At 28.3% G+C, this 25,478-nt stretch carries 28 protein-coding genes; all 28 read right to left on the minus strand.

Going from position 1 to position 25,478, the window contains the following annotated elements:
* Positions 1–222: 222 nt before the first annotated feature.
* Entirely contained in the window at positions 223–507 is a 285-nt protein-coding gene (locus tag BEE63_RS20000) for a helix-turn-helix transcriptional regulator (protein ID WP_066023064.1), read from the minus strand.
* Positions 504–911 carry a type II toxin-antitoxin system RelE/ParE family toxin gene (locus BEE63_RS20005; protein ID WP_347464697.1) on the minus strand — a complete coding sequence of 136 codons (408 nt, stop codon included), beginning with the start codon at positions 909–911 and terminating at the stop codon, positions 504–506. Before BEE63_RS20005 ends, BEE63_RS20000 begins: the two co-directional genes overlap by 4 nt.
* A 17-nt stretch (positions 912–928) precedes the next feature.
* Entirely contained in the window at positions 929–2,035 is a 1,107-nt protein-coding gene (locus BEE63_RS20010) for a DUF3854 domain-containing protein (RefSeq protein ID WP_066023066.1), read from the minus strand.
* A gap of 56 nt (positions 2,036–2,091) precedes the next feature.
* Entirely contained in the window at positions 2,092–2,292 is a 201-nt protein-coding gene (locus tag BEE63_RS20015) for a hypothetical protein (RefSeq protein WP_066023067.1), read from the minus strand.
* A complete protein-coding gene (locus BEE63_RS21300; protein ID WP_081312626.1) occupies positions 2,289–2,441 on the minus strand; it encodes an aspartyl-phosphate phosphatase Spo0E family protein in 153 nt (50 codons plus the stop codon). Before BEE63_RS21300 ends, BEE63_RS20015 begins: the two co-directional genes overlap by 4 nt.
* Before the next feature lie 292 nt (positions 2,442–2,733).
* Positions 2,734–3,876 carry a DNA polymerase III subunit beta gene (gene dnaN, locus BEE63_RS20020; RefSeq protein ID WP_066023068.1) on the minus strand — a complete coding sequence of 381 codons (1,143 nt, stop codon included), beginning with the start codon at positions 3,874–3,876 and terminating at the stop codon, positions 2,734–2,736.
* 74 nt (positions 3,877–3,950) lie between these two features.
* Entirely contained in the window at positions 3,951–4,364 is a 414-nt protein-coding gene (locus BEE63_RS20025) for a hypothetical protein (RefSeq protein WP_066023069.1), read from the minus strand.
* Between the two features lie 86 nt (positions 4,365–4,450).
* Positions 4,451–4,876 carry a single-stranded DNA-binding protein gene (locus BEE63_RS20030; RefSeq protein WP_066023070.1) on the minus strand — a complete coding sequence of 142 codons (426 nt, stop codon included), beginning with the start codon at positions 4,874–4,876 and terminating at the stop codon, positions 4,451–4,453.
* A 35-nt stretch (positions 4,877–4,911) separates the two neighbouring features.
* On the minus strand, positions 4,912–5,262 hold the full coding sequence (locus BEE63_RS20035) for a hypothetical protein (RefSeq protein ID WP_066023071.1): 351 nt from the start codon (positions 5,260–5,262) through the stop codon (positions 4,912–4,914).
* 403 nt (positions 5,263–5,665) lie between these two features.
* Positions 5,666–7,648 (minus strand): PcfJ domain-containing protein, encoded by a 1,983-nt coding sequence (locus BEE63_RS20040; RefSeq protein WP_066023072.1) that lies wholly within the window; start codon positions 7,646–7,648, stop codon positions 5,666–5,668.
* A complete protein-coding gene (locus BEE63_RS20045) occupies positions 7,641–8,120 on the minus strand; it encodes a Cas9 inhibitor AcrIIA9 family protein (RefSeq protein WP_066023073.1) in 480 nt (159 codons plus the stop codon). The genes BEE63_RS20040 and BEE63_RS20045 overlap by 8 nt, the downstream gene beginning before the upstream one ends.
* A gap of 119 nt (positions 8,121–8,239) precedes the next feature.
* A complete protein-coding gene (gene dnaX / locus BEE63_RS20050; RefSeq protein WP_066023074.1) occupies positions 8,240–9,688 on the minus strand; it encodes a DNA polymerase III subunit gamma/tau in 1,449 nt (482 codons plus the stop codon).
* Positions 9,689–9,745: 57 nt separating this feature from the next.
* Positions 9,746–10,741, minus strand: coding sequence for a DNA polymerase III subunit delta (gene holA, locus BEE63_RS20055; RefSeq protein WP_066023075.1), 996 nt, complete (start codon positions 10,739–10,741; stop codon positions 9,746–9,748).
* Between the two features lie 222 nt (positions 10,742–10,963).
* Complete coding sequence (locus BEE63_RS20060; RefSeq protein ID WP_066023076.1) at positions 10,964–11,566, minus strand: Fic/DOC family protein; 603 nt, start codon at positions 11,564–11,566, stop codon at positions 10,964–10,966.
* A 13-nt stretch (positions 11,567–11,579) separates the two neighbouring features.
* On the minus strand, positions 11,580–11,747 hold the full coding sequence (locus tag BEE63_RS21875; RefSeq protein ID WP_157797127.1) for a hypothetical protein: 168 nt from the start codon (positions 11,745–11,747) through the stop codon (positions 11,580–11,582).
* Positions 11,748–11,823: 76 nt separating this feature from the next.
* Positions 11,824–13,680, minus strand: coding sequence for an ATP-dependent helicase (locus BEE63_RS20065; RefSeq protein WP_066023077.1), 1,857 nt, complete (start codon positions 13,678–13,680; stop codon positions 11,824–11,826).
* Positions 13,677–14,063: a hypothetical protein gene (locus BEE63_RS20070; RefSeq protein WP_066023078.1), complete on the minus strand. Its 387-nt coding sequence runs from the start codon at positions 14,061–14,063 to the stop codon at positions 13,677–13,679. The genes BEE63_RS20065 and BEE63_RS20070 overlap by 4 nt, the downstream gene beginning before the upstream one ends.
* Before the next feature lie 254 nt (positions 14,064–14,317).
* Positions 14,318–15,061 (minus strand): hypothetical protein, encoded by a 744-nt coding sequence (locus BEE63_RS20075; RefSeq protein ID WP_066023079.1) that lies wholly within the window; start codon positions 15,059–15,061, stop codon positions 14,318–14,320.
* Between the two features lie 285 nt (positions 15,062–15,346).
* Complete coding sequence (locus BEE63_RS20080; protein ID WP_066023080.1) at positions 15,347–16,438, minus strand: exodeoxyribonuclease VII large subunit; 1,092 nt, start codon at positions 16,436–16,438, stop codon at positions 15,347–15,349.
* Between the two features lie 579 nt (positions 16,439–17,017).
* Positions 17,018–18,337: an AMP-binding protein gene (locus tag BEE63_RS20085; protein ID WP_066023081.1), complete on the minus strand. Its 1,320-nt coding sequence runs from the start codon at positions 18,335–18,337 to the stop codon at positions 17,018–17,020.
* Positions 18,338–18,342: 5 nt separating this feature from the next.
* Positions 18,343–19,500, minus strand: coding sequence for a thiolase family protein (locus tag BEE63_RS20090; RefSeq protein WP_066023082.1), 1,158 nt, complete (start codon positions 19,498–19,500; stop codon positions 18,343–18,345).
* Positions 19,496–20,035 carry a biotin transporter BioY gene (locus BEE63_RS20095; protein ID WP_066023083.1) on the minus strand — a complete coding sequence of 180 codons (540 nt, stop codon included), beginning with the start codon at positions 20,033–20,035 and terminating at the stop codon, positions 19,496–19,498. The genes BEE63_RS20090 and BEE63_RS20095 overlap by 5 nt, the downstream gene beginning before the upstream one ends.
* Positions 20,036–20,052: 17 nt before the next feature.
* The gene (locus BEE63_RS20100) at positions 20,053–20,628 is read right to left on the minus strand and encodes a hypothetical protein (protein WP_066023084.1); all 576 of its coding nucleotides are present in this window, start codon (positions 20,626–20,628) and stop codon (positions 20,053–20,055) included.
* Positions 20,629–21,055: 427 nt separating this feature from the next.
* On the minus strand, positions 21,056–21,451 hold the full coding sequence (locus BEE63_RS22205; RefSeq protein WP_242874885.1) for a hypothetical protein: 396 nt from the start codon (positions 21,449–21,451) through the stop codon (positions 21,056–21,058).
* A gap of 92 nt (positions 21,452–21,543) precedes the next feature.
* On the minus strand, positions 21,544–22,053 hold the full coding sequence (locus BEE63_RS22210; RefSeq protein ID WP_242874887.1) for an SLC13 family permease: 510 nt from the start codon (positions 22,051–22,053) through the stop codon (positions 21,544–21,546).
* A 134-nt stretch (positions 22,054–22,187) separates the two neighbouring features.
* Positions 22,188–22,679: a MurR/RpiR family transcriptional regulator gene (locus BEE63_RS20110; RefSeq protein WP_066023085.1), complete on the minus strand. Its 492-nt coding sequence runs from the start codon at positions 22,677–22,679 to the stop codon at positions 22,188–22,190.
* A gap of 634 nt (positions 22,680–23,313) precedes the next feature.
* Entirely contained in the window at positions 23,314–24,414 is a 1,101-nt protein-coding gene (locus tag BEE63_RS20115; protein ID WP_066023086.1) for a DUF3846 domain-containing protein, read from the minus strand.
* An 87-nt stretch (positions 24,415–24,501) separates the two neighbouring features.
* Entirely contained in the window at positions 24,502–25,419 is a 918-nt protein-coding gene (locus BEE63_RS20120) for an ArdC family protein (RefSeq protein WP_066023087.1), read from the minus strand.
* Positions 25,420–25,478 lie beyond the last annotated feature (59 nt).

Raw genomic sequence — 25,478 nt, forward strand, 5'->3', positions numbered from 1 at the left:
ATTTGTCTTTATGAAGATACTACTATAAAAGATTTGTTTACCGATTTTTAAATATTTTAAAATTAACATTGTTATTTTAATAAAATTCTATTAATTAACATTTTCATTTACATTATATCACTTAATAGTTTTTGAACTAATTAAAGTCATTTTTATTTCCTCCCTCTTTGTAAAATAAAAAGCTGCCTGTAATAATTTACAAACAGCTCTAATTTAAAAATTTTATCTTAATTCTATATAAAGTTCTTTTCCTAATCCCTTCGCTATTTTATTTGCAAAATCAAGTGATGGATTATAATTCCCGCTTTCAAGTCTACTTATATTAGATTTTCTAGTGCCAACACGTAAAGCTAACTCTTCTTGCGTTAAATTCTGTTCAATCCTAGCTCGTATAATTGAAGAAACAAGCTCATAGCGAGGTTTTGCTTTTTCATATTCTTCTTTGAATTTTTCATCTTCCATGAGTCTTTTTTCAATTTCTGAAAAACTTGCACCAGCTTTACTCATGATTTACACCTCTCTTCATAATCTATTTTATACTTTTTTGCTTTTTCAAGTTCTGCTTTTGGGGTTTTATTAGTCTTTTTAATAAAACCATTTAACATAATAAAAATATTTTTATTATAAGTAAAATAAAATATTCTTGAAGTATCATTTCCTTGATTAATTCTTAATTCATATATTCCTTTATATTTTTCACCTTTTATTGATTTTACATAAGGTTCTTTTAAATATATTCCATATTCCCTTAATAATCTTATTTCGTTATACGCTTTTACTCTAATTTTAGGATTAAGCTTTAGTAAAAACTCCAATACTGGTATATTCCCATTTTTCTTTTTATAATATTCAATCTGCCAATCCATTCTTTCTCCTTCTATCATGTTATCATATATGATAACTTTATTCAATATTTTTGTATCGTCTTTTACATCACCAATTTTTTATTTTTGCTTTTAACAATGTGTAGCATATAATCATCAATTCCTTTAAATTCATCATTCCAGATACTTTGAGTATAATTATATCTATTAACTCTTAAAGTCCATTTAAGTTTATTTAATGCTTTCTGTACAGCTTCATTTTTTTTATAATCCATATCATAAGCAATGAAAATTTTTTGTGCTTTCAATAGTTTTAAAACTTCTGGTAAATAATTAATAGAATTTACTCCTGGTACTGCAACAAAGGTTACATCTGAAAAAATACTTGCTACCGTAGCTTTTAAAGCACCCTCTGTAATTACTACCTTTTCAGAAGAGTGACTTTTATTCCAGTGAACATGAATAAATCCATTACTCTGAGTGCCACATTCCATTCTACTTGACGAAAACCAAGGGTATTTCTTCTTAACTGCATCCTTTCTTATCTGACAACCTTGGACTTGTCCAATTGAATTTATTACTGGTACTAAAAATCCTCCTTCTTTTGGTGTCCAGAAAGTCCAATTATTATATTTATCAGTATAAAATCCTGGTATCCCAGATAATGTAAAACCAGAATTTATAAGTTCCCTGCATATTTTATTTTTTAGTTTCTTGTCAAATGGCAATGTTTTATAACCATTTTCAATAATATTTTTCCCTGAAAGTCCTCTATTTCTAAGATTTAAATAGTGTTTTTCGGACAATGATAATTTTCTAATTAAATTTCTATATACCTTGTTTCTAACCTCAATAGATGCTATAGGATATAAATTTACACTAGCAGCCTTTTTAGCTTCCTTCATAAAATCAACTGTAGATGAATTTACTTCAAATCCCATTAATTCCTTATAAGCATCTTTAGTACTGCAATTATGAAGTTTTGAATAAAGTGTAATAGCCGAACCATGTTCTCCACATTTTACACAGCGGTAAACATTCTTGTATTTACCATCATCAGGAGTTAAATAAAAGTGCCCTAGTGAAGCACCACAGAATGGACAAACACTCGTAAATCTCTTCCCCTCCGACCTGTATAATATTCTGCATTTATCCGCAACATTTAAAATACTAAGTCTAGGATTATTGTCAAAATCCTCTCTTTTACTCAACCTAAACAGCTCCTTTCAATTTCTTATATGTAAAATAAAAGTGCTAGACATGTAATCTAACACTTTCTTCTTTCTCTTAGCTCTAATTCCATAGCGTTTAAAGCTTCTTTTAAATTTATAAACGCTTTTTTTACTCTTTTAAAGCAAACAATAAATCTGTCTATGACTATGCCTACGAGCATTATGTTATCTCTATAGACAACAATGTAATTCCTATACTGTAAACATATAGATTGCCTGCTTATATACCCTCTCATAAAGACTTCACATTTAAATTTTCTTTCATAAAATTGTTTATTTCTTTTTGAAGCTGCTGTGATTTTAATATTACATTCCTGTCTGTTAATTTATTACTTTGTATAAGCACATAAAGTTCCTGTCTTAGTTTTTCAATTTTGTTTTCCATAAAAATCTTCCACCTTTCAAATTTTTTAATTTTAAATATAAAAAAACTGCATACAAGCAGAATCTGCCTATACACAGTTTGTTAGTCATATAAATAGACCTAAATAATTGTTGCCAATAGAAAAGAATAGCAAAGACTAAAAATGTCTCTACTATTCTTATACATTATTTTTTCGTTTTTATCACACAATTTTGAAACAAAATAAAAAAGCTACCACAATTAAGTGGTAGCATAAATTATATTATTCAATTAAAGGAGCTTTATATTAATTGTCATATCATTTTTCTGCTTTTTAAGCACTTTCTTTTAATTCTTCACCCATAATTCTCATTGGTAAAATAAGTCCAGTGAAGCTATCATCATTTACTTTCCTAATAATTGCCGGCTTTGTATTGCTATTTAAATTAATTTCTATGTTACCGTCTTCAGTACTTATTGCTGATAACATTTCAAGCCAGTATTTTGAATTAAAAGCTATATTCATTTCTTCCCCTTGAAGTTCTTCTACTGTTAATTCATCTTCAGCATTTCCTATTTTACTGTTAGCAGTTATAATTATTCTCTCTTTTGAAATTCTCATCCTAATCAAATTAGATTTTTCATCAATTATTGAAGTTCTGCTTATTACATCCTCTAAGTCTTCTTTATTAACTACTAGTTTTGTACTGAATTTTTCCTCAATTAAACTGCTGTATTTTATAAAATCTCCTTCCAGCAGCCTTATCTCAATAGATACATCCCCTATAACAAATTTTGCAAAGTTACTTGATATATTAAGCTTTATATCAATATCCTTATCATTGTTAGTATCCGTATTTTTAGGAAGCACTTTTAATACTTCTTTAAGTGCCTTTCCTGGTATTATAGCAAATACATTTTTTTCAGAATCAGCAGCCAAAGTTGACATTGATAGTCTATAACCATCTATAGCAACTAAATTTAATTCTCCATTTTCTATTTCAAATAAAACTCCAGTGAGTATTGGTCGTATTTCATTCTTAGAGGTTGCATATAATACCTCTTTTATACTTATTGCTAATTCAGAAGCTAGTACATTTACACAAGTTTCGTTTGAATTAATTACTTTTTTAGGATACTCTTCGTATTTCATTGTTATAAAGCCAGAGCTTGATTTGCCAGACTTAACAATTAGCTTTCCCATATCTGTATAAACTGTTGTATTTGCATTCTTTAGTTTCTTAACATATTCAAGAAGTAATTTGCTATTAACAACAGCCTGTCCATTTTCAAAGTCTAAGATTTTAAAATTAGAAGTAATCGTCATGTCTAAATCACTTCCGGTTATAGTTACATCCCCATTTTTTACATCTATAAGTACTCCTGTTAAGACCTTCATAGTGTTTCTGCCGTTAATAGCTCTTGTTGCAACTTCTAAACTATTTAATAAAGTATTTTTATCACATGAAAATCGCATGATTATTTTCCTCCCTTTATAAAATAAAAACTGCATATAAGCTTTTATCCGCTCACATACAGTTTTTTTTAGTTCTACTTAACTACAACTATTTTTGATGGCTGTTTTTTATTAATTTCACTTTTGTTCTCTTTAAACGAACCTCTCTTTACAACTTTTAAAAAGGTATCATAAGCAATCTTTTTATCCATAAATCCTTTATTTCCCTTGAGAATTTGTGGAAATACTTCATTTGTAAAATACCTTAAATCAAGATTTTCATTTATAATTCTTTCTTGTGCCTCCTTAAGTTCTTTTTTCTCTTCTTCACTTTTATTCTTAATCTTTAGAAGTTCATCCTGTAGCCTCTTATTTTCAGTCTTTAATTCTTCATTTGAACTTATAATTTCTTTATTAATGTTTTTCAAATCCTGTATTGATTCCTCCAGCTTTTTTCCTTTAAATATATAACATAAATAAGTTATTACCTTTTTAATAAAATTTTTCATTATAGTTTTCCCCTTTTACATAATAAATCGCTTAAGACACTTTAATATCTCAAACGATTTATTTTTAATTATTTATAAATTGTATCTCAGAATGGAATATCTCCGTCATCAATAGGTAATATATCATTATTATCTGATGATGAATTTCCTTGATTTCCAGTATTGTATTGATTGTTTTTGTTTCCATTATTAGATGAACCATAATCTAAAAACTGTGTTTCTTCTGCAATAACCTCAGTAACATATCTTTTAGTCCCATCCTTAGCATCATAGGATCTAGTTTGTATTCTCCCACTAATACCTATAAGTCTTCCTTTTGACATATAGTTTGCAACAGATTCGGCCTGCTTTCCCCATACAACAATAGGAATGAAATCTGCTTCTGGCTGATCTTCTCTTTTGAATTTTCTGTCGACAGCTATATTAAATTGTGCTACAGCTTTTCCTGTCCCTGGAGTAAATTTTAGCACTGGATCTTTAGTTAACCTTCCTATTAATATAATTTTGTTCATAATAAATTTTCACCTTCCCTAATTATTTTTTGTTATTAATAAAATTCTCCATCAATATCGTTGATTACAATTCTATATTCTTCGAAATCTATTCCGTAAATAACGTCAAAGCCCATTTCTGGTTTTTCAAAAGTAAAACAGCCAAAGAGTCCACTACGGTCAAGATCAGAGAAAGTTTTCATGAATTTATCAACTATCATTTTAGTTATGTTTGCTATAAGCTCTTCAGCATTATTTCGATTTGATAGTTCTACTAAAAATTCATTTGATTTATCTCTAATGAATTTTTCAGTCTGATTTTTAACATCTTCCTCTAAATTATTTTTTATAATTGCAGGATAAAGTTCTTTTATAAAATATTCTTCTTTCCTATCTAGGTATTTCATTTTAATTCCACCTTTCAAATTTTAAAATTATATATAAAAAACTACACATAGACAGAAACTGCCCACATGTAGTTTGTTAGTCAAATTGACCTAAAAATTTGTTGCTAAATAAAAAAGAATAGCAAAGACTAAAAATGTCTCTACTATTCTTATACATCTTTTTTTCGTTTTTATCACCGCAATTTTAAAATATTTTTTACATAGTAAATATAAAATAAATAAAAGCTAGTACACCTAATGCATAATCCAATATTGATTTCGTATGAATAAGCTTAAGTGCTGCCTTTTTTCCTATAGTATAAAGTAATTCTATTTCGCTGTTTGACTATTTATTGAAAGGACAGTTGCCGAAGCAGCCAGTCCTATACTTATATGTGTTTTTCCTGTCATTACCTTCACCTTCCTACGCTATTTTCTCATTTAGAGTTTTTCTTAATTTTTTATCTTTAAATTCTTCAATAAACTTTTTAACTTCATTTGTCATACCGCAGTTTCCCTTACCTCTACACTGCTTTACTTCATTATCTTTAACTTCTACAGTGTAAAATGGCATATCAATTTTATCTTCCTTTCGTAAAAATAGTATTACTGTTTTCCGTCTTGCCATAAGAGACATATAATTTGTTGCAACGCAGTGATCTAAAGTATTACCTTCCTTTACTAATTCAGCTGCATTTTTAGGTGGAAAAATTATATATTCTCCAAAGTTCCATTTGAATTTCTCCAAAAGTTCATTATACATTTCTTTTATGGCTTTATCGTACAACTCCCTTTTATTATTTTTTATAAGTTTATATATATCATCATGCTTCTGCTTTAGATTTCTTGGAAATATAACTGAATCACTTTTTATATCATATTTTAAAAGAGTACAGTTATTTAAATAATCCTCCCAATCTGAGAAAATATCATTTTCTTTCGAATGTTCATCATAATTAAGCATCTGAGACGATATATATTTAATAATCCTGTGTATAGTTATTGAGTACTTTGTGGCAAAATCAAAAATATCTTTTTCGCGGTAAAACTTATCCGCAATATAAAATATTTCTTCATTTGTAATATTAATTTTTCTCTTAAAAACCTCCTCTATTACCTTTAGTTCGCTTATACCTGCATTTAATTTTTGAAGAAGGCTTAAAAACTTCCTATCTATTTTAAGAATGTTTTTTATGTTTTTTCCATTGAAATTAAATACATCATTTTCACCTTGACAGCAACGTCCATAAGAATAATATGATCCTAATATATCTTTAACTAAATGTATTAAATTAAGCTTCATTAATTGCTCTATAAATGGATACTTCGTGTATAAACCTAAATAAGAATACACAGGAAATGTATACCCTGGTTCCACAGTTGCAAAATGCTTAATCTCTGAATATTTCCATATCGTATTATTTAAAACATCATCTAGGTTTCTACTATATAGTGAAATTCTAGAATAGTCAAAGTTTAAACTACTTTCACCTTCACACCAACGCATAACATCTGTTTGCTTAAAATTTCTCCATTCATATGTTTTAATGTTAAAAGAATTATCACTACTAAACTCATAAAAATCTCTTGAAACTTCATGTATCATTAATTGAGGCTTTTTATAATTCTCTCTGTAAAATTTCCTTACACTAAAAGATCTTATAATGATACCTCCAGAAACTCTCTGTATAATAGATGTCCTTGTAAAATCCTCTACATTTTTAGATTTTCCTTCTGCCTTATATATTACTTTGCTTTTACATCTAGGACATATTCCTTCTTTATTATGTCTGGGTTTATTAACAAAAACCTTTTTACCGCAGTGAGTACAATAACCTTCCATTGCCTTATTGGTTCTCCTATATTTATAATAAATGTATCTGCTTCTAACTAAGGCTTCTTCGTCAACCCATTCTGTAAAATCATCCGGCAAATCAGGTACTATTTTCATTTTTTCATCTATTCTCTTTGTAATAATTTCATGCTTTTTTTCTAATTTTTCTTTAAGTACAGCATTTTGAAAGTCATCTACAGCAGAAAGAGGTTTTTCTTTGACATTAAAATACTTTAATATATTTCGAGTTGATTTATTATCTACTAGGACACTATATTCTTCCCAGTACCAGTTTAAAAGATTTGAGAGAATAGCTTTACGCCACTTTATTTCTTTTGAAGTAAAATCCTGAGTTATATAGTCTTTTTTCGTTTTATCTATAAATACTCTATAACTCAATTCTACTTTACTTGAATCTTCACATTTTGAATATATACAGAGCATTAATATATCATTATCAAAATTAATAATTTGAGAAGATATAAAGTACTTTATATTTGTCTCTGAAAATTTTATTAAAAATGATTTTTTTAGTTTACATGTTTTTATTTCTGCTAGTTTAACTTTACGCATTATTTTCACCTCCAAGGTCAAACAAAGACATTTGAAGAACTCCTGCCTTTGGACTTGATGGCTTTGATTTTATTTTAGTAATATTAGTTACTTCGGATAAAGTAGTTTTAACCTTTTCTTTTGTTTCCATAGCTTTCTTTGCTTTACTGTGATCCATTTTATAATAATCCCATATTAGACTATGAAATTCTTCTACAGGTAAATCTCCCGTTTGTCCATATTTCTTTCTGACATTCATAATAATATGACCTACGGCACCATTAAGAGTTGCATTCTCTTTATTTATAAGTTCACAGAGTTCATCATTTTTCATAAGCTGCTGTAAATGATAAATTGTAGCTTCAGTAAAAATAATAGTACCTGACATATTGTATATTTCTTCTGGTTTCATTTTGAGAACCTTCTCTTTAAATTGCTTATGTTCTCCATCTATTTTATTTTCAGCTTTTTGCCTTAAATTTTCATTTTCCATATTAAATTCCTCCATAATTTTTATTTGAATAATCCAGCTTTAAAATAAAAAACTGTACATAGATGCAGTCATGCATTCACATACAGTTTCAATTTAATTCATATAATATTTGACTTAATTTATACAATTGTAATCTCAACCTTTTCTTCAGGCTGATTTAAGAATTTAGAAAACCCTCTCCTTATACATTCAATACCATTGTTTAAAATTAATTTTTCTTCTTTATTTTCTGATATTATTATAATTTTGGGAAATACAGAAACTTTTAATTTAGTCTTTTCTAAAGCTTCTCCTATTTGCTTTATATTAACTTTGGGTGAAGCTTTTAATGCTGCAATTATATTTTCCTTACTTTCTTTTATCTTAATCTTTATATCACTTGCAGAAGTATTTATCTTTTGATTGCAATTAAGCCTATTTATCAGTTTTTTCATTTCATCTTCAAGCTGCTTTATATCTGACCTCATAGTATTAATTGAACCGCTGGCATTATAGCTTCCATACTCAATTAATCCTAATTCAAGTACTACTCTTATTTGGCTTGAAGTTTTCATTTTTAATTCGCAATTTTGAAGTACTTTAATTAATGATATTATTTTCTCACTTGAGGTATCTTTACCTATAATTTTTAATTTTTCAATATCTTCTTCAGCCATAGGAACAACTTTTGAAGCATTTTCTTTCATAGTTTTAACCATAAGTAGGTTTCTTAAAAACTTTATTAAATCTTTAGTTAAAAGCAGTAAATCTATACCTTGTTCATCCAGTGAAGCAATAATATTTAATGCTTCAATTTTATTATCTTTTAGCACATTTTCTGTTATTCTGAAGAGATTATTGTTATTACTGATTCCTAAAAGATTTAGTAAATCCTTATAGATAACACCATTTCCAGTATCAAGAGACATAGATTGTTCTAGTATGCTTAATGCATCCCTCATTGCACCATCTGATACCTTTGCAATTAAATTTAGTCCCTTGCCCTCAATATTTATATGAGCCTTTGATGATACATACTTTAATCTAGTAAATATATCATCTGTCCTAATTCTTCTAAAATCGAATTTCTGACATCTTGACAATATAGTTACTGGAAGCTTTTGAGGATCGGTAGTTGCAAGAATAAAAATCACATTTTTAGGCGGCTCTTCAAGTGTTTTAAGAAAAGCATTTACAGCTCCCATAGACAGCATGTGAACTTCATCTAATATATAGACTTTATATTTTGCCTCAACTGGTGGATACATTAGTGAACTTATTATTCCTCTAATATCTTCTACACCATTGTTAGAAGCAGCATCAAGTTCCATAATATCAGGGCATGTTCCCTGCTGAATTTTTCTACACATTTCACATTCTCCACATGGTTCACCATCTACTGGCGAAAGACAATTAACAGCTTTTGCGATTATCTTAGCACTGGTTGTTTTGCCTGTTCCTCTTGTACCACACAGTAAATATGCATGTGAAACCTGTCCCGATTTAATCTGATTTTTAAGTATTTTTGTAATATGGTCCTGCCCTATCATGTCATTAAAATTTTGTGGTCTGAAATCATTGTACAGCATATTATTTTCCCCTTTCACCTTTTGTTTTTTATCTATATTGCATAAATTATTGATATTTTAAATTAACAAAGCTAAAAGCATTTCTAAATCCACTTTTGAAGCTCCGGTTGTTTTAAACTTAATTTCACTTTTTATACAGATACTTAAATAACTCTGAAGCTCATTTAATGTAAAATTTTTAGATTGAGAATAAATTATTTTTCCAAAGTAAGGATGTAATTTATTCTTTTTGGCAAATTCTTCACTGTTAACGTTCTTTTCTATTGAAATTTTTGCATAAAATAGAAGTTTGAACTGCCTAATGAGCATAAATAAAATACCTATAGGTGTCTCTCCTTTTCTAGTAAGAGAATTAAGTATTTCAAGTGAAGTTAGTCTATCTTTATTACTTATAGCTTCTGTAAAATCAAATATATCCTGATCATTTAAACTTGAAAAAACTTTCTTAATATTTTCTATAGATAGTTCATCCATAAATCTAAGTTTACTTAGGTCATTAATCAGAAAATCTAAATTATTGCTTGAATTAGAGGTTATAAAATTTTCTGCATCTTTACTAAGTTTCAAGTTATATTTTCTTGAAAAATCCTGTACTAAAGTTCTGACTGCATATGAATTGTTTTTTGGACTTACAACAACTGAAGCTCCTATCCTTTCAAGCTTTAATAATTTTTTATTTTTGCTAACATTTTCTCTTTTATCTTTTTGAAAAGAATACAAAATCAAGATTGTTGTAATTGGAACATCAGAAATATATTTTGAAATATCTTTTAATAAATTATTTTTATCTTTGCTGCTAGGCTCTAAAAAATCACTTTTTAGAAGTACCAATCTTCTTTTACTCATGAAAGGAAGTGTTTCGCAGGCATTTACAATCTGCTTCATATTATCTATATCATTTAAATATGATATATTTAATTCTGGTATTTCTATATAATTTTTAAATTGCTCAATTATAGTTTTTATACTGTAATAATCTACAGAGTATAAAATCATAGCATTTTTCCATCTGTTCATTCTTAGCTGATTACGTAATTCCTGAAAATTAATCAATTTTCATCTCCTCCTTAATTTTTATAAATAAAAAAACTGCATACAAATACAAAATTGTACTCATACACAGTTTGTTAGTCATATAAAATAGACCTAAATAATTGTTGCCAATAAAAAAGAATAGCAAAGACAAAATGTCTCTACTATTCTTATACACTATTTTTTTGTTTTTATCACAAACTTTTTTTAATTTCCCTAATTTTATCTTTGTTAAGTGTTAGATTAACTAGAAATACTTAACTGAATAATTTTAGACAAATCATCATATCTATACCTTCTAGTAGCATTAATTGTAGCCTTTAATAAAGCATCCGAATCAATCTTATTCCAATTTAAATCATATCCATTAAAAAGCGCTAGACACCTAATAAATTCTCTTTGAGTTCTTCCGTTGCCTTCTCTAAAAGGATGAGCGAAATTAAGTTCAGACATATAATATGCTAATTTAAAAGATAATTCATTTATATCCATGTTTTTTAAATAGTTATCATTTTTTAATGGAATAAATATTTGAGTTTCTAAAGCTTCTTTCAGTAAATAAGATGGTGCAAATTCGCCGCCTTTAAATATATCCTCATTCCGTATTTCTCCTGCCCAATCATATATATCTTGAAATATACATTTATGAATTTTAGTTAAATGTGTAAAATCGAAATCACCTTTTATTGGTCTTAATTCAAGTTCAGAAAGTCTTTTAGTTGTTATTGTACGTTCTAATTTTTCTAACTGGATTTCATCTTTTATATTAAATTTATTTTTTAAAACATCAACGTCTTTAAAATAATACAGTGAACGATATTTTTTGTCTCCAGTAATATCGTACATAACCAGCCCTCCATTATTTAATAGCTTCTTGATAAACCAATCTTAAAAATTCTTCATTAGAAATTTCTCCGATTAATGTCCTTTTTATTAAATTTCTTTCATAATCGGTTAAATGCATTCCCTCATGTTTAACATTTCCTTCTGCTTTTTTAATTGCTCTATCATAATCAATATTTTCCATGATATCTTCCTTTCACAATAAAACCTTCTATATATATTATACTATAACCAATTGTTTAATTCTATAATCACAAAAATTAAGCATTCATTTCCTCTATAAACCGGCTTTCCTCAGTATCAACTTCAAGTCCACTTCTATAAACAATCTTACTTGGTCTTGTTATATAGAGTTTTTCTTTAGCCCTAGTAATTGCAACGTAAAAAAGTCTTCTCTCTTCTTCAATATCACTTCGTTTATTTGGAAAAGTTCCTTCATTCATTCCAACTACAAATACAATTGGAAATTCAAGCCCTTTTGCTGCATGAACCGTCATGATCCTAACAGCATCCTTTTGCTCCAGAAGTCGTTCCTGAATATCCTTTGTTTTTAACCACTTTAAAAATGTTGAAATTGAAACACTTTGATTTATTTCTTCTTGGATATCAGTCCAGTGAGATATTTTTTCTAAGGCTGCATATATATCATCACTTTTACTGTCCCTGTTTTCAGTTCTATATAATTCCTGTATATCTAATAGCTCTACAACATATTTAAAAACATCATATGCATTACTATTTTCTTTAATTATAAATTCTTCAAGTTTCGATACTCTATCCAGGAATAAATCAATTTTATCCTGTGCTTTAAACTTTAATTTTTGAAGTCCTTCAAAGAAACTTAATTCCATCTCTGAACATCTAAGCTCAACTTTTGATATTTGAGCTGCATTTAAAATAGATTTTGGAAAATTAACAGCTCTTTTCACTGCTCTATCATCTTTAGTGTTTACAGCAGCAGTGATAAAATTAAATATCTTCCTTATGTCATGCTTTTTAAATATATCTTGGCTATTATTTATAATTTGATATGAAATACCACCCTCTCTAAGTTTCTGTGCTATTATGTTAAGCTGTTTATTTGTCCTCGAAAGTACAGCAAAATCTTTTGAATTTCTATTATAGTTACCAATAGTATGAGCTATAAATTCTGCCTCTTCCCCGGTATTTTTTAAAGTAAGTACTTCTATATTTTCTCCTTCTTTATGTGCTATAAGCTTCTTATCAACTCTATCATCATTATTGAAAATTAATTTATTAGCTGCATTTATTATTTCTTTAGTAGATCTATAATTATCCTCAAGTTTTATCACATCACAATTTGAAAAATAACTCTCAAAGTTCACAATATATTTAGGTTTAGCTTTTCTCCACTCATAAATACACTGATCCGGATCTCCTACAACAAATAAATTTCTAGGATTAATTATTTTAAGAAGTTTAACTTGAATATCATCACAATCTTGAAATTCATCACAAAAGATATATTCATACTTCTTATGATAATATTCTTTAACTTCAGAACACTTCTCCAACAGTTTTACAGCATCGTTTAAAAGCATATCTAAGTCTACAGCTGAATTCTTCTTAAGTCTGTGTCTGTATTCTCCAGCAGCTAATATATAATTTTTTAGTGCTGGATATTTTTCTGCCCTATACTCTTGATGTTCTATACATTCCAATGAATTAAGTATATCTCTTGTACTTATTGCTTCTTTACTGTGGCATATACAAAGATCCACTAAAATATTTTTAATAATATCTTCCTTATCGTCTTGATCGTAGATACTGAATTCCTTATTATATCCAGTCTTAAATCCCCATTCCTTTAGTATAGAAATACAAAAGGCGTGAAATGTATTACAGAATACCTTTCCGCCTTCTTCTTCACCCATAAGGAGCTTTATTCTATCCTTCATTTCCTTAGCTGCATTTCTAGTAAAAGTAACACACAATATACTGCTGCCGCCTACTCTTTGAGTTTCATTTAAATAAGAAATTCTATTGGTAAGGACAGTGGTTTTTCCACTTCCTGCTCCTGCCAGACACAGAATTGTTTTTGAATCAGATGTAACAGCTCTGAGTTGATTATCATTCAAATGATTTAATACTTTCATTGTTTATCACTTCCTGTCTCTTTATCATAGACGGAAATATATAAGTTGTATTCACCCTTTTGTGGTATCAGCCTTACCCAGTAATTAAAGTTACCATGCACTAAAAATAAATCTGCATTATAATTTAATCCACCAAACATATAATTAATTTCTACTCCATGATAAGCCTCACATTCATGAAGAACTTTTTCAAAGGTATTATATTTGTCCATTATTTCATTAATAACCTTCTGAATTTCTTTTAATTCACTACTAGTTTTATTATTGCTTCTGTAAAGCGGCATCCATTGATTACACATCCTTTTATCTTCGAATGAACACCTCATATGCCCTATTTTAAGAGTGTTTTTGACCTCAAATGTTTGTTTCTTAGATAATTCCATAAAAATCTTCCACCTTTCAAATTTTTAATTTTAAATATAAAAAAACTGCATATAAGTACAGAATTGTACTCACATACAGTTTGTTAGTCCTAATTGACCTAAAAAATTGTTGCTAATAAAAAAGAATAGCAAAGACTAAAATGTCTCTACTATTCTTATACATCTTTTTTTCGTTTTTATCACAGTAAACTTAAAATTATGTAGTTCTTATAAATACATATTAATAATACTATTGCTTTATTAAACTTGGTTTTCTATGGATTACATATTTCACAAGGAGTATATCCTTCTGACTGTGCATCTTTAAGACTTATGGGTATTTGACTTCTACTTAAATATCTACATCCAGCCCTATGATATTTTTTACCAGTTTTCGTTATATATACGGTTTGACTTTGATTTTGATCCTGTGAAGGTTGTTGAACTGCTTTACTTGCTGGTTGTGCATTTTGTTGTTGATTTTGCTGTGTATTTTGTTGTGGTTGCGAAGCTGTAGAATTTTGTTGCTGCTGTGCTGGCTGTTGAGCTGGTTGATTTGTTGGAGAATTTTGAGTATTATTATTTTGACTTTTAGTTGTCTCTGCATCTTCTTTTTCATTTTCCAATCTTCGATAATCATCAGATATACTTGCTTGATCTTTAGATGACAACTCTCCATACTCTTCTTCTATTTTTGAAAATTGAGTTTTTTCATCATCATTGAAATCACTATATTTCATTTTTAAAAGATCTCTATCTGATGCACTCAATTTTTTATAAGTAACTTTTTCTGTAGTTTCCTTAGGCAAGCGTGAAGTGACTTTCTTGTTACTACTAGCCCCAACGCCTGTATATATTCCGATTTCTATAAAAAATATAAAAATAAATACAAGTGAAATTAAAGACTTTTTAAGTTCACTACCCTTATGATATTTAACCAATAAAATAATCCCTAATGGTGCAAAAAGAAATAGCATAAGCCACATAAACCATGTTTCAGTATAAAACTTTCTTTTCATTTATTATTCCCCCAATAATATATTATTTTATTATATATTATACTACTATTTGTAATATTATTTCATTAAATGTTAATAATTAGTAACAAGAGGTGATACTTCATGAAAGTCAAAGAAGGAATTAAAATAGAATTTGTTATATATGCGGCAATTTTATGTTTTTTACTTGTAATATTCATTAGTAGTTTACTAAAATTAATTAATCTTTTGTAATTTTCATACAATTAGCTCCAAAAGATAAAAAGCAGCCATAAAATTTTTTATAGCTGCTTTAAGTGAAATATTTTATTTTATAATTCTCGATATCATAAAACCAATAATAAGTGCAGCAATTATGTATATGTACATTTGTTTTTTATATTTTATTTCAACTTCATTTCTTAGATTTTCTATATCAATAGAGTGTTTCGTTTGCATATCATAGATTTTGTTTTGTAATTTATCATTTTTTATATTTAATTCTGAAATTTCATATTTATATCTTTCTCTATCCTCATTTGCTTTATTTTCATTTTCAATTTCCTTAGTCTTCTTTTCTACTACTTCTTTGTTTATGTCCCTTAAATATATACCCAAAGAAGATGGCGTATCACATTTTTTATCAGCAATTTTTTGAACGAATGGTTTATCCTCAACATGACCAATTGCTGATATAAACCTAGTTTTCATTTTTATAATAGCTTCTGCAATATCAGGATCATCAAATATTTCTAATCCACTTCCTCCGCCTCTTGATATACATATAACGTTATATTCTTCTTTGTCAAGTTCTTCTAATTTGCTTATTATTTCATTTTTATCCGATAAATTTATCCTAACTGGACTAATATCATAAATCTCTTTACTCTCTCCCATACACTTCTTTATATCTTCGTTTATTATTGAATTGTTACCAATTATAACTGCAATTCTAACTTTTTCTTCAATATAAAGCTTATCTTTGATATATTTATCCATCTCTTTATATCCAATATTATCCTTCTGTTCTTGTATGTTAAAAGCCTTATACTGCTTTTCTGTAATTAGTTTTCCTTCTTGGGATAATACTTTAATTACATAATAATTGATCTGTATATGACCGTCTTTTGTTACCCTCCTATTTAGATAGCCTTTAAATTTATAAACAAAGCCGTCTTTTAATTTTCCTCTCAATGATTCATTTACAACTAAACATATTTCATATCCAGTATTTTCATCTGATATTCTATCATAATATGATTTATTGTATAACTTACTTTTAGCAGCCACTTTATACATTCCTTGAAGTATTAATTGTTTTCTTTCTACCATAACGTTCAAAGAATTGTTGTATATATTTATAATAGATTGTGGCGAATAACAATCATCTACCGCTACATTTTTTACTCTTTCTTCCATATGTATCATTCCTCTTTTATCTAATATATATTATAAATTATATATTTTTTTCACTTTATATACAACAATTTACATTAAATCAAATAGCTGATGCAATAATTGAAAATAAAAATTATATATAATATCAAATTAATGAATGAGATTTTAAGATAAATAAGAAGATACCTTTTAATAATTTTATGGTACAATAGCATATTAAAAATTTTCTTGGTGTTTATGTGATTATGAATATATTATAAGCATTACCTAAAATAAAAAAATTCGTCGGCCATCGTGTTTTTATATTATCTAAGGTCGACGAAAAAATTATAACTATTTTTATTATTTTATAGAAGAATATCATAGTGTTAACTTCAGATATTTGTTTATATATATTGCTGTGAAATTGTTCCTGTCTTTAAAATTCTTTCTTTTCTATTTCTCTTTGAGTATCATATTCATTAGGCTTTTCGTAATAATTATATTCCTAAATTTTTATAAATGTAGTGACCATTTTAATGTCTCCATCTGTCATACTTATAGTATCACCAGTTCTGTTATTGACCGTAACCTGTAGAAGGCTGCCCTGACATACTATAACTAAATATTATTTATAGATTTTCTATCAATTTTACCACTGGAATTCAATTTTAAATCCTTAACTATTTTTATTTTTCTTGGCTGCATATATAATTCAAGATTGTTTTTACAATATCTTCGAATATCCTCTACCGTAAGCTTATCAGTTTTGGGTACAACTAAGGCAGATATTTCTTCACCTTTTATCGGATGCTTTTCACCATATACCACAGATTCCAATATATCAGGATGTGAATTAAGTATTTTCTCTATATCATATGGAAGTATTTTAACCCCACCTTTATTTATGGTATTATTTTTTCTTCCTAAAATATATAAATTACCATCCTCATCAATTCTACCCATATCCTTAACAGAAGCCATAGGTCTAAAATCTGGTGCTAAATATGGGCTTTTTACCCATACCTCATCATCTTCTATCCAAAGCTTTACTTGTGGAAATGCTTTTCCAACACTATCTACAGAATTGTTTTCTCTAAAATTTATATATGTTACATGACCAAGTTCACTTGCACCATAATATTCACAAATACTAGCATTAGGAAATCTTTTTTTCAATAAATTTACTGTCTTAAAGTCAAGTTTATCTCCCGCACTCAATACAGATTTTATTCCTGTTAACTCCCCCTTAAGCTTTTTTAATAATATCCTATAGCGTGCAGGTACCATAAATATACTTGTAACATTGTTTTTCTTCATTTCTTCTACCCATCTATCTGGGTAAATACTTTTAGAAAATACTATACTTCCACCTTCATTTAAAATATGTATTACACTATTAAGATTTCCAGTATAAGAAAGCGAGCCTACAATAAAAAGTATATCCTCAGAACTTATATTAAATATTTTGCTCTGATATTCAAAAGCACTTGCCCAGCTTGTATGATCTCTCCATATGATTTTATTATGCCCTGTAGTCCCTGAGCTTAGAGCTCCAAGAAATATACATGTGTCATCAATATGCGGCAGCTTTAAGTCCTTTTTATTACATTCTTTGAAGGAAAAACTGTTATCTAAAATAGAACTTTGTTTAACCTTTAATTTTATTTTTTCTAGTTTTGAGGAGCTTACCTTAGCATACACTGGAATTGAAATTAATCCTCCTCGGCAGCATGCTAAAAAATTAATTATAGCATTTATAGGATCTTCATTTTTTATTATTATTTTACTTCCTAGTTCATACTTTTGAGTCAAGAATGCTGCCCTTTCATTTATGCTTTTTATAAGTTCTCCATATGTAATATTTTTTTCATTAAAAGTCATACAAATTTTTTCTGGATTTCTTTCTGCACTGTGGAATACTCCTGATAAAATTAGCATGTAAACTAATCACACCTTTCTATTATGGCTGCTTCTCCAAGACCACCTGCAACTCCCAATGTAGCCATTCCCCTTTTTTTATTTTTGTCTTTCAAAGCCTCCATAAGATGTAACATTATAATACACCCTGATGCCCCATAAGGATGTCCATAAGCTAAAGCTCCACCAAATACATTCAACCTATCCTTAGAGTAATTAAAATACTTTGAAAATGCCAATACTTTTACAGCAAAAGCTTCGTTTATCTCTACAAAATCCATATCATCAATTTTAAAATCATATAATTTTAATAGCTTTTTTGAAGCAGCAACAGCACCAAGTGGAAACAGATTTGGATCAACACCTGCACTTTCTCCACCGACCCACAAGGCTTCCGGGTGTAAATTATATTTCTGTACAGCTTCTTTTGATGCCATAACTATAAGTGCTGCACCATCATTAGTACTACAGGCATTTCCAGCAGTTATGGTACCACAATGTTTCAAAATTGGAACAGCCCTTTCCATAAGCTTTAATGAAGGTCTTTTCCTTATATTTTCATCTTCTTTAATAACTTTTTCATCAATCCCAATACTGCATATAATATTTTGAAGTTTATTTTCACTCCTTGCTTTTAGAGCCTTAACATGACTTTGAAAAGACCATATATCCATATCCTTTCTTACAATATTACAATGCTTTGCTGTATTTTCCGCTCCTTCTATCATATCCGGATCACCAATCGAATATGGTGAAAATTGTGCTCTTTTGTAAAATACATTTTCTCCTTTATATCTAAAATCTCTCTTATTGTACTGCTTGTTAGGCATAAGACTTGTACTTTCTGCTCCACCTGCCACTATAATATTCCTCTGACCTGATCTTATTAAGTTCCCTGCCAAATTTATAGCTTTAAGTCCTGAGCCACACTGAAAATCTATAGTTGTGCCAACTGTATTAAAATCCAAACCTGCCTCAAGTAAGCTCAGTCTCGCAAGATTGCCACCTGTCCCAACAGCATTTCCAAGAATAACTTCATCTATTGAATTTTTATTAAACCTATATTTATGTATGAGTTTACGAATTAAAAAAGCTGCTAATCTTTCAGGTAAAAAATTTCTTAAACATCCATTAGTTTTCCCTATTGGTGTTCTAAGTCCACCTACTATATAAACCTTATTAATTTCTCCTCAACCCCTTATTAATCTTTGATGATATAGCTACAGCAATTACCGCTTTCAATAAATCTCCTGGTATAAATGGAAGTGAACCAAAAATAAAAGATTTCTTTATTCCAACGTTTGTAACAAATCCAAGCCATGCTGCACCTAAAAAATGAACTATAACTATTCCTCCTATAAAGCAGGCTGCAAGTCTCCATAAAAACGAATCACTTTTTCTTGCTAAAATACTTATCAAAACAGCCCCAATAAGATATCCAATATAGTAGCCACCAGATTGTCCAACCAAAATTCCAATTCCCGCTCTTCCTCCTGAAAATACAGGAATGCCAACACATCCGAGAAATAAAAAGCTAATCATGCTAATCCCTGCTTGAAGTGGCGTTAATAAGCAGCCTGCAAGCATAACTGCAAGAGACTGCCCAGTTATTGCAACAGGACTAAATGGAATGGGAATAATAATATATCCAAGTACACATATTATTGCAGTCAATAAAGCAGAATAAGTAATATCTCTTAATGTTAATTTATTTTTCAATTTAATCTTTCTCCAATCTATTTCTTAAATTTTAATTCAAAACATATTCCATCCTTTGTAGCTCCCACTAATTCCATAGGATTTTTCCAGCACAAAAATATTTTACTTTCTACTATAACAGGTCTGATATACCTTATAACACAATTTCTCATATACACTTTTTTAAAAGCCAAATAATCTTCTAATAAAAGCAACATAAGCATAGCTTGTACAACTGCTTTTTCCCCTCTATGTATGTAATTGTAATCGCCTGTTATTTTGCAAAACTTTTCTACCTCTTCACGTGTTACAACCCTAAAGAATTTCATATTCTTAAAACTTATAGGCTTATTTTTTACATTCTTATACTTTTCTTTTTTAACCAAAGTTGTTTTTAATTGTGCTATTTTGTCCCCATCATGCATTACCTTGCAATCACATATCACATAAGACATAAATTTATGTTTACTGGATTTTTCTATACAAGCTTCAAATTTAATTTCTTCACCTACATCAATATTATTAATATTTTTGATCTCTACCTCATGTTTTACAATAAAATATCCATTCCACATACTACCTGAAAGCTTTTGCATTGCTTTTATAAGAAGCATTACAGGTGTATTATTAGTTTTCCAGTTATATTTTAACGAAAAAGTTTTTTTATATGTATTATCTTCTATGACTACACCCCCATCCTTAAAATAATTCCTTATGTTTTATTTATATAGAATAATATCCCAATAGCTTGAAATTGTCAACCTATGTTTTAGCATTGGTTTACAATTTTAAGCTGTTGTAATCTCTATACTTTGCTCATTTGTAAAATTAAAACTCCCTTACTACAAAAAAGGTACCGTTATTATTTATAACAGTACCTTTAAGACACATAAACAGAAACATTATATTAATTTTACATAAGAATTAAATCTGTATATACATTATTAAACTAAATAAAATCAAACTTATAATATTATATATATGAAATTTTTTTATATATTCACCGCTCCTATCACAATTTTCATTACTATATATTTTATATTAGATAAGACTTGCAAGAGATGCAATTATAGTTCCCATTCCACCAACATTCACCCCTAAAAGTACCTCCTTCCAGTTATTAGTGAAGCATGAAACAAGTATAGAACAAGGAACATTACTAATAACCTGACTGAGGACTATAGAAGATATATATGGCATATGCGGTATTTTAAGAAAAATTCTAAGTTGTGCCTGTACAAGTTCAATATTTGATATATTTCCAATAAACACAAAGAATCCTACAAACGTAGCTAATAAAAAATAATCTACTTCTTTTATAAGATGCCTGTGCAAAATTAGAACAAGAACTAGCATTGCTGCAAAAGTATATATATAATTTATAAGGTTAAATACTGAATCTGTTATGATTAAAAATAAAATCAAGTAAATATACATTCTTTTTTTATCTTCAATATACACTTTTTGAGTGGAAATTTTTATTCTCTTTCTTGGAGTCCTCCCATTCAAAATTAAAAGCCATAAAAATCCTAAAAAACAAATGGTATGGTTACAGAAAAAAACTCTATACCACTGAGTTTATAATGGGTAAATAAAAATAAATTTTGAGGATTTCCCATGGGGGTAAGACTGCTTCCTATATTAGCCGCAAGAGTTTGGATTATAATTGTCTTCATTGGATCTATTCTAGTACTTTTTAGTGTGAGAATAGCAAGGGGAATAAAGGTTAAAAGTGCCACATCATTAGTCACAACCATTGATAAAAAAAATGTTACAACTATAAAAACCAAAGAGACCACTCTTGTATTTTTACACCTAGTTAAAATCTCTACTGCTATTTTGTCCATAACTCTTAGTTTTTCAAATGCTGCAACTACTATCATTAAATTAAATAGCAAAACAAGCACTTTAAAATTTATATAATCAAGCTTAGGTTTTACTACTAAAGAAGATGTAGCCGCTAAAATAACCGCAGCTGTAAATACCTTTTCCTTTGCCAATTTTTCCTTAATTGCATTTAAATAATTAATTTTTATCATTGCTTAATTACCTTTATCATATTTAAATTTTTTTGTTTACAGCTATTACTACTATTTTCATTATAATAGATGATATAATCAAAAACATACAGTTAATATTTTATCCTTAACATCTCATAGGCCCCCTCATAAAGTTAGACTAATGTAAAAACAAAAGCACCTCTTCCTAGTAGAAGTAAATCACTCTGTAAATTCATTGCTACCGTTTCTGCTTTCAGCAAACCAAAAATTGCTATTTTTTCATAATTGTAAATATCTACTGATAAACGATTAAGTACTTCATAATTCAAAGACTCTGAAGCTAAATCCAAGCTGTCCTTAACCCTTTTAATAAAATCTAACGAGCGTACATTAGTATTGGGATGATTTGAATATATATCAAATTGAAATGATGTTGTAGTAATTAATTCTTTAAGTTCCATAAAATCATTTAATCCAACTTCTCTGCAAAACCTACTGATTGAACTATTAGCTACATGACATTTTTTCGCCAGCTCACTTATGTTATAATTCTTAACTTCATCAATATGTTTTAAAATATAAGAAGCAATCTCACAATTTATTGATCCACCATCACTGCTAACTAGTTCTGATAAAAACACAATTTTTAATTTATCCCAACACATACGTTCACCACACTATTCATTTTAATAATCCAATAAAATTATATCATACTAATTTAATCTTATTTCCACCGAATTAGATACATTTTTCATAATTACACATTAACAATAAAAAGTACCTATATCTTTAAAATTGACCCTATACAGTAGACACTAAAAAAGTGCCTACCTATACAGAGGCTTTTTTTGTACCATAAATCTATGCGATGATTTAATTAATGAGTAAAAAATATTTACTAGTGAAAGAATCAAAAATTCACCAAAAAATAAATATGTAAAAAAGATCAGTAATAAGACTATCACGTACACTAATAAATTTAAAGTTTATTTCAAACTGTAAAATCATCTTATAGCTACTTATTATGAAATATTTTATATATTCTTGCCAAAACTATATCGTCAAATTATCATTTTACTTTATTCTTCATAGGTACTCTAAAAAACAATGGAGTATAGTATACATCAGTACTTGTAAAAACGCAATAATCAGAAAATTTTTCATAAAAATTCCAATATTCAATCTCAGACCGCTATTTTAAGCCAAACTTAAAATTCGTCGCCCCCCCGGTATTTTTACTCTATTGGAGATCGACGACAAAATCATAACTATTTTATTCTTTTTTATAATAATAGTATCTCATAATTCTTTCTTTTCTATTTCTCTTTGGGTATCATATTCATTAGGACTTTTTCCATAATTATATTCTTGAACTTTTATAAATGTAGTGACCATTTTAATGTCTCCATCTGTCATACTTATAGTGTCACCAGTTCTGTTATTGACCTTTACAATTAAGAAATCCCCTGCTATACCATATCCGTATTTCTTCTTTAAGTAAGGATATAATATTTTACTTATTTCTTTACCTGTAATTCTTCCTTCATCATCTACAATTGCTTCAATCGAAGAATTCATATCCTCCGTAATAGGAACATTCATAAAAGCAATAGTACTGCAATTTATTAACTTATAATATGTTTTTAGATTAGCTTCTATTGTTACCTCTTTAACCTTCTCTCCTTTACACAATAAACATTTGATTTCTTTCATAACTTTATCAGCATTATTATCATCAAATTTTATTATTCTTTTAGCAGCTGTTTCCTTAAAATAAACTTCATTATAATTAAAATTGTAGCAGTGTACTCCTACTATCTTAAATTCCTTTACTTCCTTTTCTTTTTTAATCCACCAACCATTTGGATTTTCAACAAGCTCCTTGCAAAGTTCTAAAACATTAATCTCTCTCTTTCCGAAATTTGTGCTATTATCATAAGCATAATCGTCTGTAAGATGCATAGTACATTTACCTTTAATTATTTGTCCTGACATCACAGCTTTTATAACCTGTGATATTCTCCATTTAGCAGGCTCTTTAATTTTCTTAGGTATATAAAAGGGATTAAAGACTCTAACACCTTTTTCTAATGTCATTCTTATACCTAGTTCTGATGTCTCTTTTATTTCATCCTCTTGTAATTTTGAAATAAATTCAACAATATTCAATTGTAAATCATTTAAATAGTTTAAAAATGCTGCCTTAAAACCATTATTATAAATTTTGCTGTAAACAGAGTATCTAGTTACCTTTTTTCCCTTCTTCATTGCATTTTCAAGACTAAAAATCCTTAAACTATTATCATAGAACTTGAAATATACATTTTCATTAAAACTGTACCATTCTTCAAAGCCTAAATCATTTATACTAATATTATTTAAAGTTTTAACTAATTTCATTTTATATTCCTCCTGTAAAAAAAAATGAAATGCCAAATAGTTATTAGTAAACTAATTTAGCATTTCTACTTAATTTTTTATGAAATTTTAAGCAATAATTATATGCTCCTTATTACATATTTTATTTATATAATCTACTGCTTTCTCACTTTGCTGTGCTGCAAAAGTTATCAAAGTAACATCATTTTCAATAGCCTTTAACCAGCTCTGTAAATATGCCACAGAATTTTTATTTGATGCTTTAGTTGCAATACTAAACTGTGACATAAGCATTGAAGCCCCTATTTCAGCTACCAATTCCTCTTTACTGTAACTTTCACTGCCAAATTGAAATTGGTTGGCATTTTCATCAAATCTTCCAAGTCTTTTTTTAGCACCCGTACTATGAATCATTTCATGGAACACAGTAGAATAAAATTCCTCTTCACTTTTGAATTGCCTAATATCAGGAATATTAATCGTATCCATTGCGGCACTATAATAAGCTCTGTCACTTCCTAAGCATTTGTTTATACATACCGCATTAGAATATTCATCAATAAGATTTTCTGCTTCTCCATGCAAGCTTACATTTATATTTTGAATTATATTATCATGTAGTTTTAATCCTTCAACATCTGATATATGATAGATTTTATAATATCTAAACACTGGAGGTTTATAATTATTTTTACTTTCATCTTCATCAATCACAACATCATCTTCATCGGCTTTATCCTTATCTTGAAACTTCCAGAATACAACCATATATGATTTACTTCCTTTTTTAAGATGAACTTCTGGATGTTTATTTTGTACATTCTTAATTTGCTTAAAAGTTATATACTCACCGGCAAAAGGCAGCAATAATAGATTTATACCTCTATATGGTTTCTGTGTTACATAATTTTTAGGTCTTCCAATACCTACCCATGGTTTCTGCCAGGGTGTTTCCGTTCCATTTTTTATTGCCTCTTTTAACTGATTTATGATGTTTTCTTGTACATATTCATACACTTTATTCATTTGAATATTCCTCCTCTAATATAGAAAAAAATAAGTGCCAAATAGTTTTAATTAACCAT

Origin of the sequence: Clostridium pasteurianum, from assembly GCF_001705235.1 — a bacterium.
GTDB classification, from domain to species: Bacteria; Bacillota; Clostridia; order Clostridiales; family Clostridiaceae; genus Clostridium_S; species Clostridium_S pasteurianum_A.

Bases quoted from the DNA above. Each gene is read 5' to 3' on its own strand.
- BEE63_RS20000 (WP_066023064.1), bottom strand. From the start codon at position 507: ATGAGTAAAGCTGGTGCAAGTTTTTCAGAAATTGAAAAAAGACTCATG.
- BEE63_RS20015 (WP_066023067.1), bottom strand. From the start codon at position 2,292: ATGAGAGGGTATATAAGCAGGCAATCTATATGTTTACAGTATAGGAAT.
- BEE63_RS21300 (WP_081312626.1), bottom strand. From the start codon at position 2,441: ATGGAAAACAAAATTGAAAAACTAAGACAGGAACTTTATGTGCTTATA.
- dnaN (WP_066023068.1), bottom strand. From the start codon at position 3,876: ATGCGATTTTCATGTGATAAAAATACTTTATTAAATAGTTTAGAAGTT.
- BEE63_RS20025 (WP_066023069.1), bottom strand. From the start codon at position 4,364: ATGAAAAATTTTATTAAAAAGGTAATAACTTATTTATGTTATATATTT.
- BEE63_RS20030 (WP_066023070.1), bottom strand. From the start codon at position 4,876: ATGAACAAAATTATATTAATAGGAAGGTTAACTAAAGATCCAGTGCTA.
- BEE63_RS20035 (WP_066023071.1), bottom strand. From the start codon at position 5,262: ATGAAATACCTAGATAGGAAAGAAGAATATTTTATAAAAGAACTTTAT.
- BEE63_RS20040 (WP_066023072.1), bottom strand. From the start codon at position 7,648: ATGCGTAAAGTTAAACTAGCAGAAATAAAAACATGTAAACTAAAAAAA.
- BEE63_RS20045 (WP_066023073.1), bottom strand. From the start codon at position 8,120: ATGGAAAATGAAAATTTAAGGCAAAAAGCTGAAAATAAAATAGATGGA.
- dnaX (WP_066023074.1), bottom strand. From the start codon at position 9,688: ATGCTGTACAATGATTTCAGACCACAAAATTTTAATGACATGATAGGG.
- BEE63_RS20060 (WP_066023076.1), bottom strand. From the start codon at position 11,566: ATGTACGATATTACTGGAGACAAAAAATATCGTTCACTGTATTATTTT.
- BEE63_RS21875 (WP_157797127.1), bottom strand. From the start codon at position 11,747: ATGGAAAATATTGATTATGATAGAGCAATTAAAAAAGCAGAAGGAAAT.
- BEE63_RS20065 (WP_066023077.1), bottom strand. From the start codon at position 13,680: ATGAAAGTATTAAATCATTTGAATGATAATCAACTCAGAGCTGTTACA.
- BEE63_RS20070 (WP_066023078.1), bottom strand. From the start codon at position 14,063: ATGGAATTATCTAAGAAACAAACATTTGAGGTCAAAAACACTCTTAAA.
- BEE63_RS20075 (WP_066023079.1), bottom strand. From the start codon at position 15,061: ATGAAAAGAAAGTTTTATACTGAAACATGGTTTATGTGGCTTATGCTA.
- BEE63_RS20080 (WP_066023080.1), bottom strand. From the start codon at position 16,438: ATGGAAGAAAGAGTAAAAAATGTAGCGGTAGATGATTGTTATTCGCCA.
- BEE63_RS20085 (WP_066023081.1), bottom strand. From the start codon at position 18,337: ATGCTAATTTTATCAGGAGTATTCCACAGTGCAGAAAGAAATCCAGAA.
- BEE63_RS20100 (WP_066023084.1), bottom strand. From the start codon at position 20,628: ATGCTTCTTATAAAAGCAATGCAAAAGCTTTCAGGTAGTATGTGGAAT.
- BEE63_RS22205 (WP_242874885.1), bottom strand. From the start codon at position 21,451: ATGTATATTTACTTGATTTTATTTTTAATCATAACAGATTCAGTATTT.
- BEE63_RS22210 (WP_242874887.1), bottom strand. From the start codon at position 22,053: ATGATAAAAATTAATTATTTAAATGCAATTAAGGAAAAATTGGCAAAG.
- BEE63_RS20110 (WP_066023085.1), bottom strand. From the start codon at position 22,679: ATGTGTTGGGATAAATTAAAAATTGTGTTTTTATCAGAACTAGTTAGC.
- BEE63_RS20115 (WP_066023086.1), bottom strand. From the start codon at position 24,414: ATGAAATTAGTTAAAACTTTAAATAATATTAGTATAAATGATTTAGGC.
- BEE63_RS20120 (WP_066023087.1), bottom strand. From the start codon at position 25,419: ATGAATAAAGTGTATGAATATGTACAAGAAAACATCATAAATCAGTTA.